This window comes from Catalinimonas alkaloidigena, assembly GCF_900100765.1.
GTDB lineage: Bacteria > Bacteroidota > Bacteroidia > Cytophagales > Flexibacteraceae > Mooreia > Mooreia alkaloidigena.
Genome location: NZ_FNFO01000028.1, coordinates 1 through 4,501 on the forward strand (window position 1 = coordinate 1; position 4,501 = coordinate 4,501).

Below are 4,501 nucleotides of genomic sequence, written 5' to 3' on the forward strand. Positions count from 1 at the left end.
CAACGCCTCTCCGCCCTCGAAGACAAGCAGGCGATCAAGCATGTCGTGGATGAATTCTCAATTTTAGCCGATACCAAAGAAATCGAGAAGCAGGTCATGTTGTTCACCCCCGACGGCGTCGTGGAATCGTACGCCAACGGTGAGCGATCTTCTTCGTTGCAAGGCCGTGCGCAACTCCAAGAGGTGTTCTCCGGCTTCCTGGCGAATTTCCATACGGTGTATCACCAGAACGGGCAGCAGACCATTGATTTACAAGGCGACCGCGCAAAAGCCACGTCATATTGCCGGGTCATTCTCGTGGGCGATCAAGACGGCAAAGCCATGAAAACCACCCTGTACACTATTTACAAGGATGACTTTGTTAAACAGGATGGGCAGTGGCTCATCCAACACCGGACCTCCCACTTTGTGTGGCGGGACGTGGCAGAGGTGAAGTAGTTAGTACACAGGCTTCAGTAAACGTTCACTACAACTGTAAGGATGCAGTGCTCGGCTGATGTCACGCTTGACCAACGCCCAGGCTCTACCTATAAGTGACATCGAGTAAGTTACGCCTCAGGCCCGTCAGGCATAGGTGGGCAGTGCAATGCCCAACACAAAAGAATCCTCCTTGTAGCGGACCTCAGGAGAAAACAGCTCCCCTTTTGGGGTAAAAGCTGTTTGATAATTGCCTCTATGTAAAACATGGGGCGGTCCTGTTTTGCCGGATAGTGAATGATCTAAGTTAAGGTAGAGATTGTAGTTCCCCCGTTATAATTCACAGCGAGATAAGCCTTATTTTGGAGAATAAAATGAGGTAAACAATGGCAACGCGAAAAACATACACTGGAGAGTTTAAACAACAAGCTGTTCTTCTGGCAGAGCAGCACGGCGCTTCTCAGGTCAGTCGTGACCTCGGTATCGAACGCAGCTTGATTGACAAGTGGCGAAGACGTCTCAGCGAAAAAGGAACCCAGGCTTTCCCGGGTAAGGGAAAAGCTGAAAACGAAGAACTGGCCCAGCTCAAGAGAGAAAATATGCGCCTTAAAGAAGAGAATGAGGTGCTAAAAAAAGCTGTGGGTATCTTCACCAACCGCCCTCGTTAAGATACCCTTTCATTGAAGCACATCGCGGGCAATTTTCAGTTAAAACTATGTGCCGTATACTTCAAGTTTCCCCTCGTGGGTATTACACCTGGCGACATCGACGTGTTAATGGCCTACAGAGCCGACGCGTAGTGGAGAACCAAAGGCTATTGGATGAAATACAACTCATTCACCAGAAATCAAATGCTACCTACGGTAGTCCTCGTATTCACCAAGATCTGAGAAAAAGAGGTTTGCACTGCGGTAAGAACCGAATAGCTCGTCTGATGCGCAAAAATGGCATTCGAGCACATCAACCGCGATCCTTTCGGATAACCACCGACTCTAAACATTCGCTACCCATTGCAGATAATATACTTGACCGCCAATTCTCACCTAAGAAAGCTAATCAAGCGGCCGGCGCCCGGTGTGGGCCGCCGATATTACCTATGTTTGGACTAAGGAGGGGTGGCTATATTTGGCTGTGGTGATCGACTTGTTTTCTCGCTATGTCATCGGCTGGTCTATGCAAAATACTATGAAACGGAATTTAGTAGTTGATTCGTTGAAGATGGCGCTGGCTCGTCGTCGACCAGTTGCAGGTCTACTTCACCACAGCGACCGGGGCAGTCAATATGCAAGTAATGACTACCAGACTCTGCTGAAAGGAGCGGGAATGATACCTTCAATGAGTCGAAAAGGCAACTGCTGGGATAATGCACCGACTGAAAGCTTTTTTGGAACGCTCAAGAAAGAATTGGTCCACCGCCGCCAATTCAACACTCGACTAGAGGCTCGGTCTACCATATTCTGGTACATTGAAGCTTGGTATAATCGACAGCGACGACATTCATCACTGGGATATGTAAGTCCGATAGAGTATGAGCTCCAGAAGGCACCACAACTTATTGAAACGGCGGCTTAACTGATAGTGATTTAATATGGGGGAAACCCACAAGGGTCTTCGGTAGATATAGATTGGCTTCCCTTGGCAGCGGAGGCCGCGGCAGAATGGGACGGACAGGTGACGGTTCGTCTGGTCAACCAGAGTGGCCTGGAAGTATGGTTTGATGATTTCAAAGTAGACCATCATTGGCAGAAAGTGGTGCAGGAAAATCACTACTATCCGTTTGGGATGAACCTGGCCGGACTGGACATGCAGGGCACTCCCGATCACCGTTTCCAGTACAATGGAAAAGAAAAACAGGAAGCACTAGGCCTGAACTGGATGGACTATGGGGCACGTTATTACGATGCCCAACTTGGGAGATGGCATGCGGTAGATCCCGCGGCAGATTTAATGCGTCGCCATTCAACATATAACTATGCATTTGATAATCCTATACGCTTCATTGACCCAGATGGAATGGTACCTGAAGATTGCCCTAACGGTGACTGCAGAGGCTTACCCGATGATGCTGAAGTTACTCAAGCGGAAACATTAACGAATAAAGAATTGTACGAATATATCAATTCAGCTTTAGAAGATCTTCCTGGAGGTGGCTCCATAGCTTTTATTGAGGATTCAGACTTAATCGAAGAGACATATGCGTCATTAAACGATACGGAAGGAGGTAGGGCTTCGACAGGCAAATTAAATAAAGATGATCCTTATGGATTTGATGATAATGTTATAATAAGCTTTAAAATAGTGACGGAAGGAAACGATGAGAGGGTCAATGACGGCAAATATGTCTCTGAAAAAGAAGTAAATACTAAAAACGTTAGAAGTCGAGAGGAAAGTTCTGAAATTAGCGGTGGAGGCCAAGTATCTGGAAAAGTAAAATTGGTTGAACCTGGCGTATCTTTAAATGGATCATCTAATACTACGACTCAACGTTCGAAGGAGGAGCAAGGTGGTCTCAAAAATAGTTCTTCAAAAAATGCATGGAATGCTACTGCTAGAGTAGAAATAAGTGTGTCAGTGACAGGAGGAGGAATGATTGATCGGTTCAGATCAGGCCAGAAGATAATTTACAGTAAGCCAATAAGGGTGACTTATAGATCAAAGAAAGACAAATGAAGAAAATAAGTACAAATAAAATTCTGACTATTTTGGGAGTAATATATATTGTGATAGGGCTGTTGTTAGCATATGGCCTTTTAGCTACTCTAGCATTTGGTATTAATGAGAGCGTATGTAAAATGGTATCTGTTAGTATACCTATCTCCATAATCTTTTGCTCTTGTTCATTTTTAATAATTGGACTCAAGTATTTGGATTCAATTTCTTATAAAGAAAAAATAAGTAGAAATGCGGAGTAAAGATAGCCGGGTTTTAGTCGATCTGATGGCTGTTCTTGATAAAGAAATCTATTGAAGAGTGGGTAGCTGTAGTATTGAAAATTGCATAATACATAATGTGATAAATAAATCTATCTGACCCACTCTTACTATAGTAATGTATTACTATAGTAAGAGTTGATGCCGGGTTAACTTGTAAAAAGCTCAAGCCATCAATTAGCTGTGGGATATATTACGGCTTGACTATATTTTGTTTCAACGGTAATCAAACCTGTCCAGTAGATACTATGCTGTGTCTGATGAATCGATAAGCGTCAGAGAGTCGTTAAACTATAGCATGAGACACTATGAGTTAACTGATGAGCAGTGAAAGCGGATTGCAGACTTATTTCCTAGTAGAGAAGGCAGGCGGGGTGTCCAATGACGCAACCATCGTTAGGTCCTCAACAACATGCTTTGGGTTCTGAGTACAGGCGCTCCGTGGCGAGACTTGCCGTTACGCTACGACCCGTGGAAAATGATCTATGATCGCTTTCGACACTACCGTATCGACGGACTGTTTGACCGAATCTTAGAGCGGCTGCAAATTCAGCTTGACGAGGAAGGCTACATCGATTGGCAGCTTTGGATGGCGGCCGCCGCTGCGGTTGACTCGACGGTAATCAGAGCACATAAATCAGCGGCGGGTGCCAATAAAAAAGGGGCACACGCCGCCGCTATGGCGATGCCGATGAGCCATTAGATCATGCCTTAGCCGGGCCGCCGGGCGGGCGATCTAGAGGCGGTTTTTCTACGAAAATCCATCTAGTAACCGATCAGAGCCACCATCCTTTAGGAGTGGCGCTAAGTGCTGGTCAGGCTCATGATATCAATTACCTGGAAGAGGCTTTAGACCAAATACGCATTCCGCAACTCAGAGGACGCCCCAGAACACGACCTGCGCAGGTGGTGGCCGATAGAAGCCACCGTGGCGCGGTTATGATGCGGATAGGGTGCGGAAGACCCTACGGTGTCGAGGCATCCGAGCTATGATTCCCGAAAAGCGGCTGGCTGAAGGAAAAAAACGCAGACAAAGAGGACCGCGCCACAGTGGCCACATGAACTTCCTAGCTTTCGACGGACAGAAAATAGAAGCCCCTAATTCCTATCTTGTCCTCTATGAAACCACGAAGAAATTTTGACCTGACTTACAA

3 protein-coding genes and 2 pseudogenes are annotated in these 4,501 nt (G+C 46.2%); all 5 read left to right on the forward strand.

The annotated features are described in order from the left end of the window. On the forward strand, nucleotides 1-438 hold a 438-nt coding region (locus tag BLR44_RS28335), incomplete at its 5' end, for a nuclear transport factor 2 family protein (RefSeq protein WP_143017537.1). Between the two features lie 365 nt (nucleotides 439-803). Beyond that, nucleotides 804-1,989: pseudogene (locus tag BLR44_RS28340) on the forward strand (IS3 family transposase). A 63-nt stretch (nucleotides 1,990-2,052) separates the two neighbouring features. After that, nucleotides 2,053-3,087 (forward strand): RHS repeat domain-containing protein, encoded by a 1,035-nt coding sequence (locus BLR44_RS28345; protein ID WP_245706195.1) that lies wholly within the window; start codon nucleotides 2,053-2,055, stop codon nucleotides 3,085-3,087. Between the two features lie 672 nt (nucleotides 3,088-3,759). Next, nucleotides 3,760-4,050 carry a transposase gene (locus tag BLR44_RS28350; protein WP_089688864.1) on the forward strand — a complete coding sequence of 97 codons (291 nt, stop codon included), beginning with the start codon at nucleotides 3,760-3,762 and terminating at the stop codon, nucleotides 4,048-4,050. Nucleotides 4,051-4,076: 26 nt separating this feature from the next. Beyond that, nucleotides 4,077-4,340, forward strand: a pseudogene (locus tag BLR44_RS29490) (transposase); the annotation flags it as partial. Between the last annotated feature and the right edge of the window lie 161 nt (nucleotides 4,341-4,501).

Excerpts from the sequence above, each read along its gene's own strand:
- BLR44_RS28350 (WP_089688864.1), top strand. The coding sequence starts at position 3,760 with ATGCTTTGGGTTCTGAGTACAGGCGCTCCGTGGCGAGACTTGCCGTTA.